Source organism: Saccharomonospora sp. NB11, from assembly GCF_015910535.1.
Lineage (GTDB): Bacteria > Actinomycetota > Actinomycetes > Mycobacteriales > Pseudonocardiaceae > Saccharomonospora.
In genome coordinates, this window is the sequence record NZ_JACBJG010000001.1 from 84,021 (window position 1) to 103,414 (window position 19,394).

Genomic DNA, 19,394 nt, shown 5'->3' on the forward strand with positions numbered 1-19,394 from the left:
AACCAGCGGAAACGGCACAACTTCGTTACCGTGTGTACACGATCGACTTCGGCTGCCACCAGATCCGTTCCGCAGTCCGTGCCTTCGACACAGGAGCGAGGTGTTCCGCGCGTGCCACTTCCCGGTCCCGACACCCACGTCGTCGAGTTGCGTGTTCCGGGACTCGTCGGCGCCAGTGGGGACAGTCTGTTGGACTCGACGGGCACGGTCGACGTCGCGGGTGACGGCGTCGGCCGCATCATCCGCCCGTGCGACCGGCTGCGGCGACCCGCTCCCGGGCCGGTGCTGCAGGCACTGGGCCGGTCCGTCTCCCGAACGCTCGAAGGCTACCTGTGGGACCGCATGACCTCCGGTGGCGCGGCCAAGGCCGCCTGGGCCCTGCTGTTTCCGTTCGCGCTGGTCAACGTCGCGCAGTGGATGCTGCCGCCGGACTCCGGGACGCGTCCGTCGAGAGCGCTGTCGGTGGTGTGTCGCGCACTGCTGCGGGTGGCGGGCCTGCTGCTCACCATGCTGCTGGTCGCCCAGTTCGCGGTGCTGAGTCTCGATCTGTTGGCCGCGCAGTGCCTGCGGCCCGGTGCGGACTGCCTGGAGGCGGCACCGTCGTGGCTGCGCGACGTCTCGGGTGTGCGCACGGCCGTGGGACTCGCCCCGCTGCTCCTGCTCGTCGGGGTGCTGTTCTCGGTGGCGTCGTCGTCGTGGACGGTCCGCGCGCCCCGACTGCGCGAGCGTCGGCCTGACCTGCCCGGTGGCACCGTGCTCGACGACGAACGGGACACGACGACGTTGCGCTGCCTGCACACGGTGGCCGCGCTCGGGGTCGTCGTGCTCGTCCTGCTGGGTGGCCCGTTCGTCGCGCCGGACGCGACCGTCGACACCGTCACGTGGGTGGTCACGTTGGCATTGCTGGGTTTCACGACGGGGGCGACCGCGTTTCGCGCACACCGACTCGCCGGGCGGGTCGGCCGCGTCCTGCTGATCACGACGGCGCTGGTGCTGGTCGGGGTGGCGGCCGTGGTCGCGACGCCGCTGTCCACACAGGTGTCGGACGGAGCCAACTCGACGGTGGAGCTGCTGGCAGCGGCGCTGTTCGCGGTCTGTGTGCTGTTCGCGCTCCTGCTGGTGCCCACCGCCGTCCTCGCCCGCCGCGCGTGGGCGGGACTGCCGAAGCGCCTTCGCCCCTGGGCGGGCGGCTGGGCCGCTGCTCCCGCACTCGCGTTGGCCGCGTTGCTGGGCGGCGGCTTCGGCGCTGGCCTGGCGATCGCCGCCCGGCACGTCCTCGATCCCTCGATCGCCCTCCCACGCGGGTACACGCTCATCACTGTGTTGTGGGGAGCCGGACTCGGGTTCGCCGCGCTGATCGCCATTCCCGTGTTCGCCGTGGCCGTCCCCCTGCGCCGTGCCCGACGCGGAGTGCCCGAGGTGCTGCACCTGATGGACACCCCGGCCGAAGACGTCGGCAAGGCGGCCGACGCGTGGGCCAGGGCGGCGTGGGAACGCAAGCATCTGCATCGCATCGTGCTCACGGTGGTGCTGGCCATGATCGTCGGCGCCGCCGCTCTGCTGGTCGTCCGCCTGCGCGCGGTGGAGTTGCCGGAGTTCCTCATGCCGTTGTCGGCGGTGGGCGTGGTGGCGCTCGGCGTGCTGGCCGTGGCGCTGCTGCGGGCCGTTCTCACCGCCGCCACCGGGGCAATGCGGATGCGCCATCTCGCCGCGTTCGCCGACCTCGTGTGCTTCTGGCCGCGGGTCGCCCACCCGGTGGTGCCACCGTCGTACGCGCTGAAAGTGGTGCCCGAACTCGCCGAGCGCGCCAAGGAGCACCTGCGTGCCCCGGACAGCCGAGTCGTCCTCTCCGGCTACCACGTGGGAGGGCTGCTCACCGTCATCACGGCGGGACGTCTCTCGGCCACCCTGTCCGACGCCGAACTCGAACGGCTCGGCCTCCTCACCGCCGGGACACCGCTGCAGTGGGGCTACCAACGCGCGTTCCCCGGCGTGTTCGGCCACGACTCGCTCGCCCGCCTCTACGGCGCTCTCGGCGGACACTGGCGCGGACTCTGCCGAGGCACCGACACGTTCGGCGGGGGCGCGACGACCTGGCGTCACCAGGTGCGCGACGGGCGGCTGCTGGGTGTGGGGTACCTGCCGGACGGCGGCGTCGGTGCCCTCGAACCCGCCGAGCGTGGCCCCCACGGAGTTCTCGTCCTGGGCGGCGACCACTGGCTGCCCGATCCGGCGCTCGGCCCCGTGCAGGGTCGCCGCTGGGCGCCGGGAGTGCGTCGGCACACCGACTACATCGCCGAGCCCGAGTGGGACCGCGCCGTCGCGTACGCGGCCGGGCTCGCCGGGCCCACACCCGCCGTCCCGGAGCCGACCCGACCGGTCGGACCGGCACCCGGTGACGTGCTGGGATCGTCGAGGCTCGACGGCAACGGGATGGTCAACGGTCCGGGCTGAGGACGCCCGGCGTCTCTCAGGCTTCCTCGCCCCGTCGCCTGCGGGTCGCAGCCACCAACGCACCGCCGCACGCGAGCAACGCGACTCCGACAGCGATCAACCAACCGCTGCCGAACCCGGTGGAGGCGAGTTCGTCGTCGGCGGCCACCGCTCCGTCGCTCTCTGTCGTCGGTGTGGTCGGCACGGCTGTCTCGGCGGAGGTCGGTGTGATCGTGCTGGTCCGGGACGGCGGCTCCGCCGGGAGCTCCGCCTCGGGCTGCTCCAGCGCCCCGTCCCGAGGCGGTTCGTCGGGACCCGACTGCGGCTTCGTGGTGGCGGTCGCCGAGGGCGCCTCCTCACCGCAGGCGAACCAGCGGCTGATCACGGGGACCGTCCCGTCCGAACCCACCGGTGCGCGCAACTCGACCCACGGGTGGCTCTTGGCGAGCCCCGACCTGCCCGGCAGGTACACGTGATGCCGGGACCCGCCCTCGACGACGATCGCGGTGACGGCGATGTCGTCGGGAAGGTCCGTGATCGTGACGTAGTCGTCCTGGACCGGCACACCGCCGTCGTAGCTCAACCCGATGTTCTGGATCATGCCGCCGTCCTCGACGCTGACCAGAATCCCGCCACCGAACTGCTCGCACTGCGGCTCCGCGAGGAGGCCCTCACGGACCTCCGCCCGCGCGTCGTCCCCGGCCTCCAGCGCCGACGCCGCCGGCGCTGCGGCCACGCTGCACGCCACGGCCAACCCCGTGCTCAGCAGAGCCGCGAGGAGGCGTGGTCGGGGGCGTGGGGGCATGGGGTACTCCGTCGGGGAAAGCGGCGATCACGAGCCCCCCGACGAGGGAGTCAGGTGGGCGAGGGGACTTTATCCGCTTTTGGTGAAACCTCCATGCCGAAAGGACGGACAGTGATCCTTTCGATTCCGATCGGTGACGAACGGCGACCCGATCGCCGTCACTTCGCAACCTACGGGTGACGCGAACCGTCAAGCATTCACCGGACGGTAGAGATCGGGTTCCAGGTAGATGAGCCGCGCCGCGGGCACCTTCGCACGCACCCGGCTCTCGGCCTCGTCGATCGCCTTCGCGACCTCCGCGAGCTCCAGCCCCTCCCGCAGGCCGAGCTTGGCGGCCACCAGCAGCTCGTCCGGACCGAGGTACTGCGTGCGGATGTGGATGACCCGCTCGACGTCGTCCGAGGTCAGCTCGTTCGCGATGATCTCGAGTTCGCCGTCGCTGGCACCCTCGCCGATGAGCAGGCTCTTCATCTCGACGATCAGCGTGATGGCGATGACGCCGAGCAGCACACCGATCATCAGGGTGCCCACGCCGTCCCACATCGGGTCACCGGTGAGGACCGCGAGCCCGACCCCGAGCAACGCGAACACGAGCCCGAACAGCGCGCCGGCGTCCTCCAGCAGCACGACGGGCAGTTCGGGAGTCTTCGACTGCCGGATGAACGACCACCAGCTCTGCTCGCCCTTCAACTGCCGGGACTCGACGATGGCGGTGCGGAAGCTGTAGCTCTCCAGAGCGATGGCCACCACGAGGATCGCCACCGCCACGAGCGGCGACGACAACTCCTCGGGGTGCTGGATCTTGTGGATGCCCTCGTAGAGCGCGAAGACGGCACCCAGCGTGAACAGCATCAGGGCGACGATGAACGAGTAGAAGTAGCGCTCGCGCCCGTATCCGAACGGGTGGGCCTTGGTCGCTCGCCGCTTCGACGTCTTCTGCCCCAGGAGCAGCAACCCCTGGTTGGACGTGTCGGCCACCGAGTGCACCGACTCGGCCAGCATCGACGACGACCCGGTGATCAGGAAGCCGACGAACTTCGAGACGGCGATTCCCGCGTTCGCGAACAGTGCCGCGAGGATCGCTTTGGTACCACCTTCTGCTGCCACGACGTGTCCCCCTTCGCAGGCGCGGCCCCACCACTCGGGGCGCGATCGGGGTGCAGCATAAGACCTGGTCCCCGACGTCGACGGAGCACCTGGTCGTGAAGCGATCACACTCCGGAATCAGGGAACGAAACGGACATCCTGCCGCGACGACCGCGGTCAGGCGCAGGTACCGGCGGTCGCCCGGAAAACGCGGGCAGGCCCCTCCACCGTGGGACGGATCCGCACCTCCGGGTCGGAAGCCGGAAGCCACACCGACTCACCACGACGCAGCTCGATCTTCGTCCCGTCCTCGGACACCAACAGCAGTTCGCCCTCGGTGCACAACAGGATCTGCGGCGTCGCGCCGCCGAGCGTCACCTCGTTCGCGTCACCGGCCGCCCACTCCAGGCGCGACAGCTCGAACTCGGGCGCGTCGGTGCGATATACCGCCACCCGCTCGTCACTGCCCCGGTCGCCGCCCAGCACCGGCATGTCGCCGCTGGAGAAGTCGAGCACGCGGAGCAGCTCGGGCACGTCCACGTGCTTGGGCGTAAGCCCACCACGGAGGATGTTGTCCGAGTTCGCGAGAATCTCCACCGCCGTCCCGTGCAGGTAGAGGTGCAGGTTCCCCGCCGCGAGATAGAGCGCCTCACCCGCCTTCAGCGTGAGCCGGTTCAACAGCAACGCCGCCAGCACGCCCGCGTCGTGCGGGTGCGCCTCCCCGAGTTCCAGGACGGTGCGGCACTCGACGTCGAACTCCCCGCGTTCCTTGACGTGGCGCACGCACGCGTCGAGCACCTCGGGTAGCAACTGGTCGAGCGTCGGCTGCGGCATGGTGATCAGCGACGTGAACAACGCCCGAAGCCCGTTGGAGTCGGGCTGCGCGGCCAGCAACTCGGTGTACCGCGTCAACCCGGGTGTGTCGATGGCCCGCAACAACCGCACGGTACGTCGCGGGTCGCGGAAACCGGCGAGCGCGTGGAACTCGGTCAACGCGCACACGAGTTCCGGCTTCGCCGTCGGGTCGGGATAGTTGCGGTTCGGCGCGTCCCTCGGGATGCCCGCGGCCTCCTCGCGAGCCCATCCCTCCGCCGCCTGTTCCGCGGACGGGTGCGCCTGCATCGACAGGGGCTCCTCCACCGCGAGGATCTTGAGCAGGAACGGCAGTCGACCGCCCCACCGGTCGGCACATGCCTCACCGAGCTGGCCGACGGGGTCGCTCTCGACGAGATCGAGCAGGCTCCGCTCGGTCCCGTCCTGGCTCACCACGTGGGACGGGTCCCCGGGGTGCGCCCCCATCCACAGCTCGGCCTCGGGGTGCGGTGCGGGCACCGGGCGCCCCAGCAGTTCCGGGATCGTGGTCCTGGAGCCCCACGCGTAGGGCCGGACTGCGTTACGCAGCAGTTCCACGGTCAACTCAACTCCTCGCCGGCCGTTCCACCGGCCTTCCTCGTGTACTGGCTCTACGCCGTTGCGGGCGCAACGCGGCCAGCTCCCCCAATCGTTCCTGCCGCGAGACCGAGGTAGAGCGCCGCCAACTCGCACCGCAGCGCCAGGACCGCCGCGCGACCCGCGTCGTCGGCCACGATCTCGTCCGCCGGCGCCAGCACGTCCGCCGACGGCAGCAGCTCCCCTGCCCGATGCCGACTGGCGTCCGCCGCCTGACCCGTGATCACCGCGAGCAGCACCACCCGCACCGGAGTCCCCTCACCGGCCGGGTCGTCGGGGTCCGCGAAGATCGTGTTCTCCGCCGACGCCTCCGTGGCAGCCCGCCGCAGTGCGGGCCGCGACAGTGCTTGCCGGTAGTGCGCGACGTCCGCGACGACGGCCGCGTGGGCGGCCAAAGCGTACGCGGCGTGCTGCGCGACCGCGACGGCCACCGCGTCGAGGCCCCACAACAACGGCGTGCGGTCGGCCAACCGCAACGCCAACGACTTGGCCGGATTCACGAAGGACTCGTGATCGGGATGACCACGTTCGGCCTCGTAGTCGAGGCGGTCGGCGAGCGCGTCGACGTCGACGGTCGCCAGCCCCACCGCGTTGGCGGTGACCAGGCCCGCGGCCAAAGCCCTCGGCAACGTCAGCTCCGCGGGAACCGGGACCCGGGGTGACAGAACGAGACCGCGCCCCGCCACCGACGACGCCACCGGCCCGTCCAGAGGCGCGGACAGCACCACGCCCGCGCCGTACCGCGCGGCGCGCTCCAGCGACAACGCCAGCTCACGGTCGTAGGGGTCGTCGGTGTGCGCGAACACCACGTCGAGAGCGCCGACCCAGCTCGGCACGACGTCGCTGAGGACGACCGGAACGGGACTGGCCGGGGCGATCAGCGCCTCCAACAACCTCGCCGCGCCGTGCCCGACCCCCGGTCGGGACACGATCACGAGGGAGCGAGGACGCCCCACGTCCAGTCGTGCGCTCAGTTCCAGTTCCGCCGCGGCCTCGACGGTCGAACGCACCTGGGCGCCCGCCATCGCGGCCGACCTCAGCAGACCGGCACCGTCGGCACCGGCCAGCCGCGCCGGATCGTCGAGGAGACTGTCGTCAAGCGCCATCGGAACTGGTCTGGTCATCGGTCTCACGCCCGTCGTCGGGAGGGGTCGCCTCGTCGAGCAGGAGCACGGGAATGCCGTCACGTACCGGGTAGACCCGACCACACGACGTGCAGGTCAGCGCGTCGGCGTCGGCGTCGTCCGGTGTCCCCGGCGTCAGCGGAGCGTGGTCCGGCGCGGGGCACGCGAGAATCTCCATGAGCTGTGCGTCAAGCGTGACGGCCATGCTTCCTCTTTACCACTAGCGGATTCTGGGTGACGTCTTCTCGTCCGGGACGCGGCACCGACTCAGCCACGCACGATGGCGAGGACCTCGTCGGTCAGCGCACGCACGGCGGCCTCGTCGGAGGCTTCCACGTTCAGTCGCAGCAACGGTTCCGTGTTGGACGCACGAAGATTGAACCAGCCACGCTCGCCGAGGTCGACTGTGAGGCCGTCGAGTTCGTCCAGCTCCGCGCCGTGTCGACCCCCGAATGCCTCCTTCACGGCCGCCAGCCGACCCGCCTGGTCGTCGACCGTGGAGTTGATTTCGCCGGAGGCGACGTAGCGACTGAACCGCGAGGTCAGAGCCGACAACGGCCCGTCCTGCTCGCCCAACGCCGCGAGGACGTGCAGGGCCGCCAGCATGCCGGTGTCGGCCCGCCAGAAGTCGCGGAAGTAGTAGTGGGCCGAGTGCTCGCCACCGAAGATGGCGCCCGTCCTGGCCATCTCCTCCTTGATGAAGGAGTGTCCGACGCGCGTCCGCACGGGGGTACCGCCGTGTTCGCGCACGATCTCGGGAACGGCCTTCGACGTGATGAGGTTGTGGATGATCGTGGCGCCGGGCTCCTTGGCGAGCTCCCGCGTCGCCACGAGGGCGGTGATGGCGCTGGGCGGCACCGGGTCGCCGTTCTCGTCGACGACGAAGCAGCGATCGGCGTCCCCGTCGAACGCGAGCCCGACGTCGGCGCCCACCTCACGGACCTTCGCCTGCAGGTCCACGATGTTGGCCGGGTCCAGCGGGTTCGCCTCGTGATTGGGGAACGCACCGTCGAGCTCGAAGTACATCGGCACGATCTCGAACGGCAGGCTCTCGAACACCTTCGGCACCGTGAGGCCGCCCATGCCGTTGCCCGCGTCCACGACGATCTTCAACGGGCGGCTGTCGCTGAGGTCGACCAGCTTGTGCAGGTGCGCCGCGTACTCGCTCAGCACGTCACGTTCGGTGATCGTGCCCTCCTGGCCGGCGAACTCGGGAACGCCCTGCTCCACGGTGTCCCGGATCTCGGCGAGACCGGACTCCTGCCCAACCGGGGCGGCACCGGCGCGACACAGCTTGATGCCGTTGTACTGCGCCGGGTTGTGGCTGGCGGTGAACATCGCGCCGGGCATGTTGAGCATGCCGGACGCGAAGTACAGCTCGTCGGTGCTCGCGAGGCCGATCGAGACCACGTCGAGTCCCTGCGACGTCACACCCCTGGCGAACGCCTTGGCCAGGCCCGGCGAGGACTCCCGCATGTCGTGCCCGATCACCACCGAAGGGGAGTCCGGCTTGATGAGCAGAGCGAAGGCGGCACCGAAATCGGCCACCAGCTCCTCGGTCAGCTCGTCACCGACGACACCACGGATGTCGTACGCCTTCACGATGGCCGACAGGTTCGACACGCCTCTCCCCGATCGTCTCCGATGTAGGCTTCGCAAGCCTCGATACCCGCGAAGGAGCCTACCGACACGTCCGGACGCTCAGGCGCGGCCGGGGAGTACCCGCAGGTGGCCCCGCCGGATCTCACCCGTCCTCGACGGCTCCGACTGTTCCGGGGGCGGCGCACTGGGGCGGTCGGAACGCCCCGCCTCACGCACGGCCTCGGCCAGCGCGGTCAGCTCGTCACTGGAAGGTTCCGGGGCAGCGAACTCCCCCTCGTGCCGGACGACCTCCCAGCCCTTGGGCGCTGTGAGCCGCAGGGCGTGAGCCTCGCAGAGGTCGTACGAATGAGGCTCCGATGCCGTGGCCAGCGGACCGACCACCGCGGTCGAGTCGCTGTAGGCGTAGGTCAGCGTCGCTACCGCGGGTTCGAGGCAACCCGTCCGCGAACACTTTCGCACGCTCCGCACAGTTGCTCACCATAGCCTGTACGCGGTGTCCTGTGCGGCCGACACACCGAGAACTTTTCGGTGGCACGGCAGCGTAGGCTTCCCCTCGTGGCTATGGCGAGAGGCTCGCGACAGCGGCAGCGGTTCCGCCGCGACCGACATGGTCGTGGTCTGAGGGGGCCACTGTTCCCGTCCACGGTGCCTGCAGCGTCGAGCCGTGCCGAGAAGTTCGACGCTCTCGTCCTCGACGCGCTGGAGCCGATCGAGGCCCGGTGGCGCCACGACCTCACCGAGTTGGACGTGGCGGTCGACGAGGTGCCGGAAGTGCGCATGGAGATTCCCTCCACGCAGGTCGAGGGCGTGTTGCTCGACGGGAGGGTGCCGCTGTCCCGGCTCGTGCCCGCGGGCGTCGACCGCGACGGCCTGCCGACCCGGGCGCGGATCGTGCTGTACCGCCGCCCGCTGGAGGCCCGGGCCAAGGACCCGACGGAGCTGTCCGAACTCGTCCACGACGTCCTCGTGGAACAGGTCGCCAACTACCTCGGCGTGGAACCGGACATCATCGACGGCGGCTGACGACGTCGACTCCGACGCCGACTCCGGCGTCGGCTCTCACGTCGCCGACGACCGCGACGACCTGGCCAGGCGCAGCGACGGGACCGCCGTGAGCACCGTGAACGACACGGCCGCGAGCTGTCCGAGCAGCAGCAGATCGTGGCGACCGTTCTCGAAACGCACCCGGACCTCGGCGGGCTCCGGCGGCACGGCGACCGCCACCTGACCGCCCCACGCTTTGACGATCGGATGGCCCACGCCGTCGATCGTGGCGCGCCACCCCGGTTCGTAGGCCGCGGCCACCAGGAGCAGACGTCCCTCCGGGCCTTCCGACACCCGCACGCCGATCTCGGGCGGCGCGGCGTCCACCGCCGCCGATGCGGGTGTCGTGAGCAGGTCGGCGTCGGGAGCCAGTCCGCCGACCGACCGCTGAGCCTGTTCGGGAGAGATCAACGTCGCCGCGCCCGCCTCCGCGGTCAGCCGCAGCACGGTCCGGCCGTCGTACGTCGCCGCGACAGGCTCCACGAGGTCGCCGGCCACGGAGCGGAGCACCTCGCCGTCGTCGCCGGGTGACAGCACGACGAACAGCACGCCCGACGTGGCGGCCGACGTCACCGCGTCGACCACGCCCTCGCGAGCGCCGTCGGAAAGCTGGCGTTGCCAGTCGCGCAGGCGCGCACTCATCCACTCGCTCGACGCCATCGCGTCGTCGCCGAATCGGGGCAGGCGCCCGGCCGTGAGCCGAGGCGTCGCCGTCGCGTCGTCTCCCAGGATCAACACCCCGCGCCCCGTCGCTGCGAGGTCGGCGGCGAGCGGTTCCGTCGGTTCGCCCGGCTGGTGCGCGAGTGGTCCTCCTCGGCCGCCGAGGACGACACCGACCGCCAGCACCAGCACCCCGGCCCACGCCGCCGCGACCGCGACTCGCTGCCGGAGAGGTCGCGACTCCGTCCGCGCGGATTGGTCGCCGAGGCCCAGGAGCGGGACGAGCAGCCCGGCTCCGACGAACAACAGGGGCGCCCCCGCGAACGCCGCACCGCCGGACCTGCCGTCGAGCACCGTCGCGACGAGCCCGGCCGCCCCCACCACGACGAGTCCGGCCGCCGCCCACAGCCGGACCGAGGGGCGCACGAGCGCGGCCGACAGCGCCGCGAGCACGACCACGACTCCGACCGGTGTTCCTCCCGGACCGCCCGGGTCCAGGACGACCAGCTCGCCCACGGTGGGAACGTCGGCTGCCGCACCGGTCACACCGCGCAGCACGAGCCCGGGTTCGTCGACGAGCACCGGCAGCCACGGTGACAACAACGCGGCGGGCAACAGCACCAGAACGGCGAGAGAACCAACTCGTGCCCTGGGCCGGTCCCGCCCAGGAGACACCACGAAGACGACCCCGGCCACGACGAGCAGCGTCAGCCAGGACAACGGATGGAAGGCTCCCACGGTCGCCAGACCCAGGGCGCACACGGCACTCAGGCTCAGCCACCGTGCCGGAACTTCTCGCCACCCCGACGCCGCCACGATGCCGGCCAGCAGGAGCGGCAGCAGCAGATGGACCACGACGACGTCGACCCGGCCCTGCACCGCCGCCGTCGTGGCAGCGGGCAACAGCGCGTAGACCGCCGCCACGACGGCCCGGTGGGAACGTCCCACCGGCAGCCGCCGCATCGCGGTGTACGCGGACAAGCCCGCCAACGGAATGTCGGCCAGCAGCAACAACGCCACCGCGGCGGCGGGACCGCCCCACGGCGCGAACGGAGCACCGAGCACGCCCAGGACGGCGAGAGCCGGAGGTGCACCGCCGGAAGCACCACCGGCCACGCCGTGCCAGGCTGCGAGGTACTCGCGCCAGACCTCGCCGAGCTCACCGACCGGCGACAACGCGCCGCCGGAGAGCGAAAGACCGAGCCGACCCGCGTGCAGCACCAGTGCAACGATCGCCAGCGCGGTCACCATGAGCACGGGCGGAGCCCACCGCGAACGCAGCGCCCGCCTCATACCCACCTCACCGACCACGCGCGCGATGACCGCAACACGCCGTTGATCGACCCATGTTCGACCTCGACGCGGGTATCGGTCAGAATGCTCGACGCGCGGGCACGGCGACCCGAACGGGTCGCGAACCGGCTGGGTCCTCGGTCAGGCCGAGGCACCAGAAGCCGAGACAACGCCGAGAACTGCGTAGGAAGGATCGGTGAGGCGACGATCGTGCACGACAAGTGCCACTCCGCGAACAGTGAAGATCAAGGACGCCTACTCTAACGAGCGGCTCCCGACGCGGGTCACACGGCGCGCTTCTTCAGCTTCCTCCGCTCCCTCTCGGAGAGGCCGCCCCAGATGCCGAACCGCTCGTCGTGGGCCAAGGCGTACTCCAGGCAGTCGTTACGGACCTCGCACACCTGGCAAATTCGCTTCGCTTCCCGGGTCGAGCCCCCCTTCTCCGGGAAGAAGGCCTCCGGATCGGTCTGCGCGCACAACGCGCGATCCTGCCAATCCTGCTCGTCCGTCACGTCGAAGAGCTCGGTGAGCACACCCAGATCGTCCGGGTGTCCACCCCACTCCATGACGTTCCCCCATTCTCTTCCAGTCGTATCCAACCGCACGTCCGCCTCCTCGCTTCCACGCACTCCCAGGGCCGGCGGTACCGGATGCCCCGACTGCCCCCCTTTTAAGACAGTCGAATGACATCAATGTGATTACACCTGTGTAGTGCGGCCGGGTCAAGCGGAGTAGCAAGGTTGGGGGATACTTGGAGCGGCATGCGCAAGGGGACACGCCGAGAGAACCTCGACCGGTTTGCGCCTGTTGCTCCCCGCGAACGGAGAGGACACACCACGCCAGTGCAACGCTCAGTCGTTCGGCCAAGCGCACTCTTCTACGTCATCCTCGCCGTCACCGTGGCCGGGGGCGCGTTGACCACAGCGATGACGTTCGACGACATCCTTCAGCGTCCGGTGCTGCCCACTCTCGGCATGTTCCTGCTGATCATCGGAGGTTGGGCCCTCTCGCTGACCCTGCACGAGTTCGGGCACGCCTTCGTGGCCTACAAGGGCGGCGACCGGGAGGTGGCCGCCAAGGGCTACCTCTCGATGGACATCCGGCGCTACACCGACCCGGTCATGTCGCTGGTGCTTCCGTTGATCATCCTCGCGATCGGCGGCATCCCGCTTCCCGGTGGCGCAGTGTGGATCAACCGCTGGGCGCTGCGGTCCCGAACCGTGTCGTCGTGGGTGTCTCTCGCGGGGCCGCTCAGCAACCTCGCACTCGGCGTCGTCCTCACGGCGGTCGTCGCCACCGTCGACATGCCGCCGGGCCTGTTCGCCGGACTGTCCTACCTGGCCTCGCTGCAGATTCTCGCGTTCGTCATCAACATCCTCCCCGTGCCGGGCCTCGACGGGTTCGGTGCGATCGAGCCCTACCTGTCACCGAAGGCGCGCGAGTTCGGCGCGAAGGCCCGCCCATGGGCTCCTCTCGTGCTTTTCGCCCTGGTCATCGGTGTTCCCGGTGTGGGATCGGCCCTGTGGTCATTGACCGACACCGTGTTCGCGGCCGTCGGCGGTGACTCGTTCGCGGCGGCGGTCGGTCAGTACGTGTTCATGTTCTGGCGCTGATCACGCCCCGCTATCGCAACCACTGCCGGGCCCGGGCAGCCACCCGGCGCAACCCGGCTCGCTCACCGAGGTAGTTGCCCACCAGCCCTACCACCGGCAACGACCCCAGCGCCTGGTGGTAGAAGCGACCGCTCGGACGCTTCTCCAGTTCGCCGAGGAGGCCGAACAGCGAACGGCCGAGCCGCCACAGCGTGCGCGCCCCCGCCTTGACGCCGAACCGGGCACGCCTCCGTCCGTTCGTCGGCAGGTCCTCCGACAACGCCGCCGTGCGCTCGTCCTCCGCCGCGGGGTCGTACCCCGCGTAACGCCCCTCGGCGACGTAGCGGTCGATGTCGCGTTCGAAGAGAACCCAGGCAATCAGTCGGACCCGCTCCGCGACGTCGGTGACCCCGTGCTCCCCGGCGATGGCGCACAACAACAGGCCCTGCGAGGCCACGCCCATCGTGTCCTGGACCGGGAATCGATCCGCCAAGGCACCCAACAGTCCCGGAGCCGCCGTGACCAGGGCCGTGAAGCGGCCGACCCGGTTGACCCACCAGTCCACGCGATCGTCGGTGTCCATCGTGCCCCACGCCGCGGACCCGGGCACCCTGACCGACTTCACTGCCTCGGCGAGCCGCGCCCGCACCGACGCCTCGGTCTCGCCGCCGGAGGTCGACACGGTGAACGGGTCCGCCTCGCGAAGCGCGTCCACCAACGGCCCTGCCGCCCGCACGAACGGGCGGAGCACCTTGACGACCTGCTCGTCGCTGCTCGGCTCGACCACGGTCACCTTCCTGTTCCAGCGCCCTCCTTGGCCGCCCGGCCCAGCGACCCGCCGAGCGCGATAGCAGCAGGTACCGCACCACCCGCCAGCAACAGCAGCGCCCTCCAGTCCACCATCAGGACGGTGTCACCGCCCGGCCCGCCCGCGCCCAGCACCAACAGGCTCACGAGCCAGAAGAGCAACGGGACCATCGCCAGCCTTCGGGAGACCAACCGCTCCGCCGTCGTCACCAGCAACGGCGTGGTCAGCACGGCCACGAGCACGCTCAACGGCAACGGCGCGTCCCCCACCTTCGGCAACACGAGCCCGTCGAGCCGCAACGGCAGGTAGAACAGCTCCAGCGTGGCCAGCAGCACCGCGTCCACACACAGCAGTGCCAGCACACCCCACCGGGACACGGACGACGCCTCCGTCAGCACCCTTCGAGACCTCCGAACAGGTCGGTCTCGGCACCGTCGGAGGGTCCGTGGGCGAGGACGAAGAACTCCGTGGTGGGGACCGGCTGCGCGATCTCGTTGGAGAGTGCGAAGCAATCGGCTCCCACGGTCACCTGGGTCCGATGAGCCCGCAAAGCATCGAACTTCGCGTCGCGGTACGGCGCGATGTCGATGCGCGTGGTGATGTCGGCGTCGGGAGTGGTGGGCAACTCGTCGTCGGCCGGGATACGGAAGGGGATCGCGTCCTCGGCGTCGCGCCGCCGCAACGCCGCCAACCCGCTCACGGTCGCCTCGGCCGAGGCGACGGTGTGGAACAGGCGACGCACCCCGTCGGCGCCCCCGCGCCGCTGCACCGCCGCCGTCGTGATCTCGTGAGCCCGGATGTGGTCTGGGTGCCCGTAGCCACCGAAGGAGTCGTACGTCACCACCACGTCGGGCCGCAGCTCGTCGAACAGCGCCACGAGCTGCTCGGTCTGCTCCTCCACGTCGCCGCGGACGAACGCCCGCGGGTGCTCGTTCGCCTCCGTGCCCGCCATACCCGAGTCACGCCACCGCCCGGCACCGCCGAGAAAACGGTGCTCGGTCCAGCCCAACGCCGCTCCGGCCGCTCGCAGCTCACCGATGCGATAACCCCCGAGCTGATCGGCCGCCCAGCCGCCGAGCTGGTCGAGTTCGGCGGGAATGATCTCGCCTTCCTCGCCGAGAGTGCAGGTCACCACTGTGACGTGCGCCCCTTCGGCGGCGTAGCGGGCGATCGTGCCGCCCGTGGTGATGCTCTCGTCGTCCGGGTGTGCGTGCACGAACAGCACCCTGCGGCCGTGTACCGGGGTCACAACTTAAGATTAGTTCGTTCGTATCGTCCCCACATCGGCGCATCTGCACTATCCTCGCGCCGAGTCACAACCACACATCGCCGTGACACCCTAATTCCCCTCACGAAGGGCTTCTGGTGAGCGTAGAAGCAGTATCGCCGCAGTCGGCGGAATCGTCGGAATCCGTGCTGTCCATTTCGGATTTGAAGATCTCGTTCTCGACCGAGGACGGCGTCGTCGAAGCGGTCAAGGGCATCGGGTTCGACGTCGCGCCGGGCGAGATTCTCGCGATCGTCGGTGAGTCGGGATCGGGCAAGTCCGTCACGTCGATGTCCGTGCCGGGTCTGCTCCCGAAGTCCGCGAAGATCAACGGCACGCGCAAGCTCGGGACGATCGACCTCAGTGACATGACGGCCAAGCAGCTCCGCAAGCACCGCGGCAGCGACGTCGCCATGATCTTCCAGGAGCCGATGACGGCCCTGAACCCCATGTACACGGTGGGTTGGCAGATCCGGGAGGCTCTGCGCGCCCACAAGGACATCTCCAAGCAGGCGGCCGACAAGCGCGCCGTCGAACTGCTCGAGATGGTCGGCATCCCCGAGCCGGAGCGGCGCTTCAAGCAGTACCCGCACCAGCTCTCGGGCGGTCTGCGGCAGCGCGTCGTCATCGCGATCGCCATCGCGTGCGACCCGAAGGTCATCATCGCCGACGAGCCGACCACGGCTCTCGACGTCACGGTGCAGGCCGAGATCCTCGCGCTGCTGCGCAAGCTGCGTGACACGCTGAACACGGCGATCGTCCTCATCACCCACGACATGGGTGTCGTCGCCGACCTCGCCGACCGCGTCGTCGTGATGTACCAGGGCGAGATCGTCGAGCAGGCTCCCGTCCACGAGCTGTTCGCCAACCCGAAGCAGGACTACACCAAGCGACTGCTCGCTGCCGTTCCCGTGCTCGGACAGCGCCCTGAGGGGCGGCGCCTGCTCGAGGACACGAAGGTCGAGGTCGTCGAGACCAAGACGGACGAGGCGATCCGGAAGGTCCACGAGAAGCTCGCCTCCCGCCTCGACGAGTCGGCTCCCGCGCTGGACATCAAGGACCTCGTCCTCGAATACCCGGGCAAGGGTCGCCAGGGCAAGAACCGCGCCGTCGACAACGTCTCGCTGCACATCGACCGTGGTGAGATCCTCGGCCTGGTGGGCGAGTCGGGCTCCGGGAAGTCGACCGTGGGCCGCTGCGCCATCCGGCTGCTGAAGCCCACCTCCGGCACCGTCAAGATCGCCGGCAACGACATCACGACGATGTCGCACAAGGAGCTGCGTCCGCTGCGGACGTACTTCTCCATCGTGTTCCAGGACCCGGCGTCCACACTGGACCCGAAGATGACCATCGGTGAGTCCATCGCGGAGCCGTTGGTGCTGCACAAGGTCCTCAGCGGCAAGGAGCTCGACAACCGAGTCGCCGACCTGCTCGACAAGGTGCAGCTTTCCGCTCACTACCGCAACCGGTACCCGCACGAGCTGTCCGGTGGTCAGCGGCAGCGCATCGCCATCGCCCGCGCGCTGGCGCTCAACCCCAAGCTGCTCATCGCCGACGAGCCGACCTCGGCGCTCGACGTGTCGGTGCAGGCCAAGGTGCTGGACCTGTTCCTCGACCTCCAGCAGCACCTGCGCTTCGCGTGCCTGTTCATCAGCCACGACCTCGCCGTCGTGGACTTGCTGGCCGACCGCGTCGCCGTGATGCAGCACGGCAAGCTGGTCGAGGTGGGCACGCGCGACCAGGTGCTCCACAACCCGCAGCAGGAGTACACGAAGCGGCTCCTGTCGGCCGCCCCCGTCGCCAACCCGGAGCTCCAGGCGGAGCGTAGGAAGGCGTGGGAGGAAGGCCGCGTGGCTCCGGTCGAGGACTGACGAGCGAGCGCCTCGACAAGACCCGACGGGGGTGGCACCGACCGGTGCCACCCCCGTTCGTCTGTCGGCGTGTCACCGCCCTACGCACGCGTGTCACCGCCCTACGCACGCGTGTCCGCGGCGTGCGACGCAGACATTGCGTGCGCAGCTTGCGGACACGCCGTCAGGCTGCCGCCATCCGTACGGGAAGTGCAGACACGCGTACGCAGCTCGCGGACACGCCGTCAGGGACGGCGGACACGGTGACGGGAGGCGCGGACACGCCGGTACGGCAACAGAAACGGCGGAGGGGAGCACACCGCTTGCGCGGTCGTGCTCCCCTCCGCCGTCGAGTCGTGCGAAATGCTCCGGGACTGGTTCGCCGCTAGGCCTTGACCTTGCGCTGACGCGGGTCGAAGGCGTCGCGGAGGCCGTCACCGATGAAGTTGATCGACAACGAGATCAACACCAGGACGACGAACGGGCCGAAGAACAACCACGGGCGACCGGTCATCTGCGCGTAGTTCTCCGAGATGACCCGGCCCAGCGAGGTGTCCGGCGGCTTCACACCGAGACCGATGAACGACAGCGCCGCCTCGGCGAGCACCGCCTGCGCCACGGCCAGCGTCGCGTTCACGGTGATGGTGCCGACCATGTTGGGCACGAGGTGCTTGAACACGATGCGCCCGGTGCCCGCACCCGACGCGCGCGACGCCTCGATGAACTCGCGTTGCGACAGCGACATCGCCTCGGCACGCGTGATACGCACGATCGGCATCCACGCGAACCCGGCGAGCACCACCGCCACGACCCACCAGCTCCCGCTGAACACCTTCACCAGGATCGCGGCGGCCGCGATCGCGGGGATGATCAGGAACAGGTCGGTCAGCCGCGAGATCGCCGAGTCGACGAACCCGCCCATATAACCGGCGAACGCACCCAGCACCACACCGATGAAGGTCGCCACGACCGACACCGTGATCGCGATCAGCAGGGAGTACTGCGTACCCCGCAGGATCTGCGACACCATGTCCTTGCCGACCTGAGTGGTTCCCAGCGGGTGCTCGGCACTCGGCTCGGCGAAGGACTCGAACGACGAGTCCCAGTAACCGTGCGGCCAGAACAACGGCATGATCAGCGCGACCAGCGTGATCAGCAGCAGCATGGCCACACTGATCATCGCGAGCTTGTGCCGCAGGAACTTGCGCAGAACGAGCGCGCCCTGGCTGCGTGGCTCCGGCATCGCTTCCGCGCTCAGCGCACCTTCGGAAATCGGAGGCTTGTCACCGGTTTCCGCACCGGTCACAAGCGAGTTCATGTCAGCCAACGCGAATCCTCGGGTCCAGAATGCCGTACAACAAGTCCGCGATCAGGTTCGCGATAATCACCGCGATGGAGATCACCACGATCCAGCCCATCATCACGTTCGGGTCGTTCTTGTTCACGGCCTCGACGAGCACAGCGCCCATGCCGTTCCAGTTGAACACCCGCTCGGTGATGACGGCGCCCGTCACGACGGTCACGAAGTTCACCGAGAACAGCGTGGTCGTCGGGATCAGGGCGTTCCGGAAGGCGTGCTTCCAGATCACCCGCCGCTCGGTCAAGCCCTTGGCGCGCGCCGTCCGCACGTAGTCCATGTTCAGCGTCTCCAGCATGGACGCGCGCTGGAAGCGACTGTACGCCGCGAAGCTGATGAACATGATGGACAGCGTCGGCAGCAGGAAGGCCCCGGTGTACTTGATGACGAAGTCCCAGAAGCCGTCCGCGGCGAGCGTCTCCGGACTCGTCGTTCTCAGGAACGGATTGCCGAAGATGTCGTTCAGACCGAGGTTGTTGATGACGACGTTGAGGTCGATCGCGTACATCTTCAGCACGATGGCGACACAGAAGATCGGCATCGAGAAGAAGAGGAACGCCAACGTGGTCGCTGCGTAGTCGATGACGCTGTACTGCTTGACGGCAGCGAGCAGACCGACGGCGACGCCGAGGATGACGGCGAGGATCTCGGCTCCGAGGATCAGTCGGATCGACACCCAGAAGGCATCCATGATCTTCGGGAAGACCGGCTCCATCGCCGAGCCCTGCGCGATCGAGATACCCCAGTCACCGGTCAGGAACCCGCCGAGCCAGTCGAAGTACCTGGGGATCAGCGGTTTGTCCAGACCGAGCTCTCGCGCGATGGCGTCGATGGACTCTTGGTTGATGTTCGGCTGGGTACGCAGCTCCGCGAGAGGGTCGCCCGCACCGGCCACCATCACGAAGACCAGAAAGCTTCCGATCATCAGGATCGGAATCGAGATCGCCAGACGGCGAAGGATGTAGAAAACCAGGTTCAACGACTTGCTCCTAGTCCCGGGATCGCCCGGAATTATTTCGTCACC

General features: G+C 69.3%; 18 protein-coding genes. 4 read left to right on the forward strand and 14 right to left on the reverse strand.

The window, feature by feature from the left end:
- Positions 1 to 111 precede the first annotated feature (111 nt).
- Complete coding sequence (locus tag JAV51_RS00360) at positions 112 to 2,454, forward strand: hypothetical protein (RefSeq protein ID WP_197318560.1); 2,343 nt, start codon at positions 112 to 114, stop codon at positions 2,452 to 2,454.
- A 16-nt stretch (positions 2,455 to 2,470) separates the two neighbouring features.
- Here the strand turns inward: JAV51_RS00360 and JAV51_RS00365 are convergent, their stop codons facing one another.
- From JAV51_RS00365 to JAV51_RS00395, 7 genes are all read right to left on the reverse strand, one after another.
- Entirely contained in the window at positions 2,471 to 3,238 is a 768-nt protein-coding gene (locus JAV51_RS00365) for an LPXTG cell wall anchor domain-containing protein (RefSeq protein ID WP_197318561.1), read from the reverse strand.
- A gap of 189 nt (positions 3,239 to 3,427) precedes the next feature.
- A complete protein-coding gene (locus JAV51_RS00370) occupies positions 3,428 to 4,345 on the reverse strand; it encodes a cation diffusion facilitator family transporter (protein WP_197318562.1) in 918 nt (305 codons plus the stop codon).
- A gap of 156 nt (positions 4,346 to 4,501) precedes the next feature.
- Positions 4,502 to 5,734 (reverse strand): mannose-6-phosphate isomerase, class I, encoded by a 1,233-nt coding sequence (gene manA, locus JAV51_RS00375; protein WP_197318899.1) that lies wholly within the window; start codon positions 5,732 to 5,734, stop codon positions 4,502 to 4,504.
- A 53-nt stretch (positions 5,735 to 5,787) separates the two neighbouring features.
- Positions 5,788 to 6,879 (reverse strand): SIS domain-containing protein, encoded by a 1,092-nt coding sequence (locus tag JAV51_RS00380; RefSeq protein ID WP_197318563.1) that lies wholly within the window; start codon positions 6,877 to 6,879, stop codon positions 5,788 to 5,790.
- On the reverse strand, positions 6,869 to 7,102 hold the full coding sequence (locus JAV51_RS00385; protein ID WP_197318564.1) for a Trm112 family protein: 234 nt from the start codon (positions 7,100 to 7,102) through the stop codon (positions 6,869 to 6,871). The genes JAV51_RS00380 and JAV51_RS00385 overlap by 11 nt, the downstream gene beginning before the upstream one ends.
- A 62-nt stretch (positions 7,103 to 7,164) precedes the next feature.
- Complete coding sequence (locus JAV51_RS00390) at positions 7,165 to 8,520, reverse strand: phosphomannomutase/phosphoglucomutase (RefSeq protein WP_197318565.1); 1,356 nt, start codon at positions 8,518 to 8,520, stop codon at positions 7,165 to 7,167.
- Between the two features lie 78 nt (positions 8,521 to 8,598).
- Positions 8,599 to 8,967, reverse strand: a complete 369-nt coding sequence (locus tag JAV51_RS00395; RefSeq protein ID WP_197318566.1) for a DUF3499 domain-containing protein — start codon at positions 8,965 to 8,967, stop codon at positions 8,599 to 8,601.
- Between the two features lie 93 nt (positions 8,968 to 9,060).
- Here JAV51_RS00395 and JAV51_RS00400 point away from each other — a divergent pair, with 93 nt between their 5' ends.
- The gene (locus JAV51_RS00400) at positions 9,061 to 9,522 is read left to right on the forward strand and encodes a metallopeptidase family protein (RefSeq protein ID WP_197318900.1); all 462 of its coding nucleotides are present in this window, start codon (positions 9,061 to 9,063) and stop codon (positions 9,520 to 9,522) included.
- Positions 9,523 to 9,558: 36 nt separating this feature from the next.
- On the opposite strand, the gene JAV51_RS00405 is transcribed toward JAV51_RS00400, so the two are convergent.
- A complete protein-coding gene (locus JAV51_RS00405; RefSeq protein ID WP_197318567.1) occupies positions 9,559 to 11,496 on the reverse strand; it encodes a hypothetical protein in 1,938 nt (645 codons plus the stop codon).
- 284 nt (positions 11,497 to 11,780) lie between these two features.
- Positions 11,781 to 12,062, reverse strand: a complete 282-nt coding sequence (locus JAV51_RS00410) for a WhiB family transcriptional regulator (protein ID WP_231641034.1) — start codon at positions 12,060 to 12,062, stop codon at positions 11,781 to 11,783.
- A gap of 276 nt (positions 12,063 to 12,338) precedes the next feature.
- On the opposite strand from JAV51_RS00410, the gene JAV51_RS00415 reads away from it, so the two are divergent.
- Entirely contained in the window at positions 12,339 to 13,109 is a 771-nt protein-coding gene (locus JAV51_RS00415; RefSeq protein WP_197318568.1) for a site-2 protease family protein, read from the forward strand.
- A gap of 10 nt (positions 13,110 to 13,119) precedes the next feature.
- Here JAV51_RS00415 and JAV51_RS00420 read toward each other — a convergent pair whose 3' ends face one another.
- The 3 genes from JAV51_RS00420 to mshB are packed head-to-tail and all read right to left on the reverse strand — an operon-like array spanning position 13,120 to position 15,121.
- A complete protein-coding gene (locus tag JAV51_RS00420; protein ID WP_197318569.1) occupies positions 13,120 to 13,875 on the reverse strand; it encodes a hypothetical protein in 756 nt (251 codons plus the stop codon).
- Between the two features lie 2 nt (positions 13,876 to 13,877).
- Positions 13,878 to 14,294 carry a hypothetical protein gene (locus tag JAV51_RS00425; RefSeq protein WP_307845695.1) on the reverse strand — a complete coding sequence of 139 codons (417 nt, stop codon included), beginning with the start codon at positions 14,292 to 14,294 and terminating at the stop codon, positions 13,878 to 13,880.
- Positions 14,288 to 15,121 (reverse strand): N-acetyl-1-D-myo-inositol-2-amino-2-deoxy-alpha-D-glucopyranoside deacetylase, encoded by an 834-nt coding sequence (gene mshB, locus JAV51_RS00430; protein ID WP_197318902.1) that lies wholly within the window; start codon positions 15,119 to 15,121, stop codon positions 14,288 to 14,290. The genes JAV51_RS00425 and mshB overlap by 7 nt, the downstream gene beginning before the upstream one ends.
- 140 nt (positions 15,122 to 15,261) lie before the next feature.
- Between mshB and JAV51_RS00435 the strand changes: the two genes are divergently transcribed.
- Positions 15,262 to 17,034, forward strand: coding sequence for an ABC transporter ATP-binding protein (locus tag JAV51_RS00435; RefSeq protein ID WP_197318570.1), 1,773 nt, complete (start codon positions 15,262 to 15,264; stop codon positions 17,032 to 17,034).
- 364 nt (positions 17,035 to 17,398) lie between these two features.
- On the opposite strand, the gene JAV51_RS00440 is transcribed toward JAV51_RS00435, so the two are convergent.
- Complete coding sequence (locus tag JAV51_RS00440) at positions 17,399 to 18,331, reverse strand: ABC transporter permease (RefSeq protein ID WP_197318571.1); 933 nt, start codon at positions 18,329 to 18,331, stop codon at positions 17,399 to 17,401.
- A gap of 1 nt (position 18,332) precedes the next feature.
- Positions 18,333 to 19,349, reverse strand: coding sequence for an ABC transporter permease (locus JAV51_RS00445; protein WP_197318572.1), 1,017 nt, complete (start codon positions 19,347 to 19,349; stop codon positions 18,333 to 18,335).
- Positions 19,350 to 19,394 lie beyond the last annotated feature (45 nt).

What these genes read in the sequence shown, in the direction of transcription:
- JAV51_RS00405 (WP_197318567.1), bottom strand. Translation starts at nt 11,496, where the DNA reads ATGAGGCGGGCGCTGCGTTCGCGGTGGGCTCCGCCCGTGCTCATGGTG.
- JAV51_RS00440 (WP_197318571.1), bottom strand. Translation starts at nt 18,331, where the DNA reads ATGAACTCGCTTGTGACCGGTGCGGAAACCGGTGACAAGCCTCCGATT.
- JAV51_RS00365 (WP_197318561.1), bottom strand. Translation starts at nt 3,238, where the DNA reads ATGCCCCCACGCCCCCGACCACGCCTCCTCGCGGCTCTGCTGAGCACG.
- JAV51_RS00400 (WP_197318900.1), top strand. Translation starts at nt 9,061, where the DNA reads ATGGCGAGAGGCTCGCGACAGCGGCAGCGGTTCCGCCGCGACCGACAT.
- JAV51_RS00410 (WP_231641034.1), bottom strand. Translation starts at nt 12,062, where the DNA reads ATGGAGTGGGGTGGACACCCGGACGATCTGGGTGTGCTCACCGAGCTC.
- JAV51_RS00380 (WP_197318563.1), bottom strand. Translation starts at nt 6,879, where the DNA reads ATGGCGCTTGACGACAGTCTCCTCGACGATCCGGCGCGGCTGGCCGGT.
- JAV51_RS00385 (WP_197318564.1), bottom strand. Translation starts at nt 7,102, where the DNA reads ATGGCCGTCACGCTTGACGCACAGCTCATGGAGATTCTCGCGTGCCCC.